This is a genomic window from Nocardioides sp., from assembly GCF_035429765.1.
Taxonomy (GTDB): Bacteria; Actinomycetota; Actinomycetes; order Propionibacteriales; family Nocardioidaceae; genus Nocardioides.
In genome coordinates, this window is record NZ_DAOMFK010000250.1 from 1 (window position 1) to 3130 (window position 3130).

General features: G+C 72.0%; 3 protein-coding genes and 1 pseudogene. All 4 read left to right on the forward strand.

Annotation, left to right across the window (positions count from 1 at the left end; genetic code table 11):
• The coding region (gene rho / locus PLP61_RS15545; RefSeq protein WP_324503666.1) for a transcription termination factor Rho at positions 1-1318 on the forward strand (1318 nt) is incomplete at its 5' end.
• Between the two features lie 177 nt (positions 1319-1495).
• Entirely contained in the window at positions 1496-1732 is a 237-nt protein-coding gene (rpmE, locus tag PLP61_RS15550; protein ID WP_324503667.1) for a 50S ribosomal protein L31, read from the forward strand.
• A gap of 41 nt (positions 1733-1773) precedes the next feature.
• Positions 1774-2847: a peptide chain release factor 1 gene (gene prfA, locus PLP61_RS15555; protein WP_324503668.1), complete on the forward strand. Its 1074-nt coding sequence runs from the start codon at positions 1774-1776 to the stop codon at positions 2845-2847.
• An 11-nt stretch (positions 2848-2858) separates the two neighbouring features.
• Positions 2859-3130, forward strand: a pseudogene (locus PLP61_RS15560) (peptide chain release factor N(5)-glutamine methyltransferase); the annotation flags it as partial.

Consider the following 3130-nt stretch of genomic DNA (forward strand, 5'->3'; position numbering starts at 1 on the left):
GTTCGACGAACTGAAATTGCCGGCACTCGTGAAGGCGCCGGGTGGCGCGCCGTCCGTCCGCGACGAGGAGGCCGGCAGCAGCCGCCGCAACCGGCGGCGCCGGGGCCGCGACCGGGACCGCAACCGGCCGCCCGTCGTGAGCGGGAGCCGCAACGAGGCGGAGCCGCAGATCCTGGACGACGACGTGCTGGTCCCGGCCGCGGGCATCCTGGACGTCCTGGACAACTACGCGTTCGTCCGGACCAGCGGCTACCTGGCCGGCCCCGACGACGTCTACCTCTCGCTGTCGATGGTGCGCAAGTACGGCCTGCGTCGTGGCGACGCGATCGTCGGCCAGGTCCGCCAGCCCCGCGAGGGGGAGCGGCGGGAGAAGTTCAACCCGATGGTGCGGGTCGACAGCGTCAACGGCGCCGAGCCGGAGACGGCCCGGCACCGCGTCGAGTTCGCCAAGCTCACCCCGCTCTACCCCCACGAGCGGCTGCGGCTGGAGACCGACCAGGCCAACCTGATCGGCCGCGTCATCGACATCGCCGCACCGATCGGCAAGGGGCAGCGCGGCCTGATCGTGTCGCCGGCGAAGGCCGGCAAGACGATGATCATGCAGTCGATCGCCAACTCCATCACGTCCAACAACCCCGAGTGCCACCTGATGGTCGTCCTCGTCGACGAGCGGCCCGAGGAGGTCACCGACTTCGAGCGGTCGGTCAAGGGCGAGGTGATCTCCTCCACCTTCGACCGGCCGGCCTCCGACCACACCACGGTGGCCGAGCTGGCCATCGAGCGGGCCAAGCGGCTCGTCGAGCTGGGTCACGACGTGGTCGTGCTCCTCGACGGGATCACCCGGCTCGGCCGCGCCTACAACCTCGCGGCCCCCGCGAGCGGCCGGATCCTCTCCGGTGGGGTCGACTCCGCGGCCCTCTACCCGCCCAAGAGGTTCTTCGGCGCCGCCCGCAACATCGAGAACGGCGGCTCGCTGACCATCCTCGCCACCGCGCTGATCGAGAGCGGCTCGAAGATGGACGAGGTGATCTTCGAGGAGTTCAAGGGCACCGGGAACATGGAGATCCGGCTGCGCCGGGACTTCGCCGACAAGCGTCTGTTCCCGGCGATCGACGCCGTGCAGTCGGGGACCCGACGCGAGGAGCTGCTGATGAGCAAGGAGGAGCTCGCGATCGTGTGGAAGCTGCGCCGGGTGCTCTCGGGCCTGGACGGGCAGCAGGCCCTGGAGCTGCTGCTCGAGCGGCTGAAGAAGTCGCACAGCAACATCGAGTTCCTCATGCAGGTGCAGAAGACCACGCCCGCTCCCGAGCGCGACTGAGCGCCGCTGCCGGGACGGGACGGGGCGGGAACACCGCCGCCACCGCCGGTGTTGGCACCTCGGACCAGGATTCGCCGCCCGCGAGGCGAGGTGGCACACTGGTCCGCTGGTTCCGGTTCACGTCCGTCGTCCCGGCGAGACGACCCGGCGACCCCCAGGAAGGACACTGAGGACACCATGAAGAAGGACATCCACCCGGAGTACGTCGCCACCGAGGTCACCTGCACCTGCGGCAACACGTTCACCACCCGCAGCACCGCGAAGTCGGGCATCATCCACGCCGACGTGTGCTCCAACTGCCACCCGTTCTACACGGGCAAGCAGAAGATCCTCGACACCGGCGGCCGCGTGGCCCGCTTCGAGGCCCGCTACGCCAAGGCCGCCGCGGCCAAGGGCGCCAGCGAGTCCAAGTAGCTGCCGACGCACCGGCCCACGAGGCGGTGGAGGGGGGCGGGGTGTTCGAGGCGGTCGCGGGCCTGGTGGCCGAGCACGCGGAGCTGGAGACGCGGCTGTCTGCGCCTGAGACCCACGCCGACCAGCGGCTGGCCCGGCGGCTCAACCAGAGGTACGCCGAGCTCACCGCCGTCGTGACGGCGTACCGGGCCTGGCTGCGGCTGGGGGACGACCTGGCCGCGGCGCGGGAGCTGGGCGCGGAGGACCCGGCCTTCGCCGAGGAGGCCGAGCAGCTCGCGGCCCGGCGGGACGAGGCGGCCGAACGGCTCCGCCAGCTGCTGGTCCCGCGGGACCCGGCCGATGCCAAGGACGCGATCGTGGAGATCAAGTCGGGGGAGGGCGGAGAGGAGTCTGCGCTCTTCGCCGCGGACCTGCTGCGGATGTACACCCGCTACGCGGAGAGCCGGGGCTGGCGCACCGAGGTCCTCGACGCGACCGAGTCCGACCTCGGCGGCTTCAAGTCGGTGACGGTGGCGGTCAAGGCGAAGGGCACCCCGGAGCCCGGTGAGGCGCCCTACGCCCGGCTCAGGTTCGAGGGAGGCGTGCACCGTGTGCAGCGGGTGCCGGTGACCGAGTCCCAGGGGCGCGTGCACACCTCGGCCGCCGGGGTGCTGGTGATGCCTGAGGCCGAGCCGCTGGACGTCACGGTGGACGAGAGCGACCTGCGGATCGACGTCTACCGCTCCTCCGGGCCCGGGGGTCAGAGCGTCAACACCACCGACTCCGCGGTGCGGATCACCCACCTGCCCTCGGGGATCGTGGTGAGCTGCCAGAACGAGAAGAGCCAGCTGCAGAACAAGGAGCAGGCGCTGCGCATCCTGCGCTCCCGGCTGCTCGCCGCGGCGCAGGAGCAAGCCGACGCCGACGCGAGCGCGGCGCGGCGCAGCCAGGTCCGCACGGTCGACCGCTCCGAGCGGATCCGCACCTACAACTTCCCGGAGAACCGGATCTCCGACCACCGCACCGGGTACAAGGCCTACAACCTCGACCAGGTCCTCGACGGGGACCTCGGCCCGGTGCTCGACTCGTGCGTGGCCGCCGACCTGGCAGCGCGGCTGGAAGCGCTGGACGAGTGAGCGCTGGACGAGTGAGCACCGTCCGCCGCGCCGCCGCCGCCCGCCTGGCGAGCGCCGGGGTCCCCTCACCCCAGCGCGACGCCGACGAGCTGCTCGCCCACGTCCTCGGGGTCGGCCTCGGCCGGCTGGCCCTGGCCGGTGACCCCACGCCCGCGCAGGAGAAGGAGTACGCCGCGCTGGTCGCGCGCCGGTGCGCCCGCGAGCCGCTGCAGCACCTGACCGGGAAGGTCGGCTTCCGGTTCGTCGAGCTGGCAGTCGGGCCGGGGGTCTTCGTACCCCGGCC

Excerpts from the sequence above, each read along its gene's own strand:
- rpmE (WP_324503667.1), top strand. The coding sequence starts at position 1,496 with ATGAAGAAGGACATCCACCCGGAGTACGTCGCCACCGAGGTCACCTGC.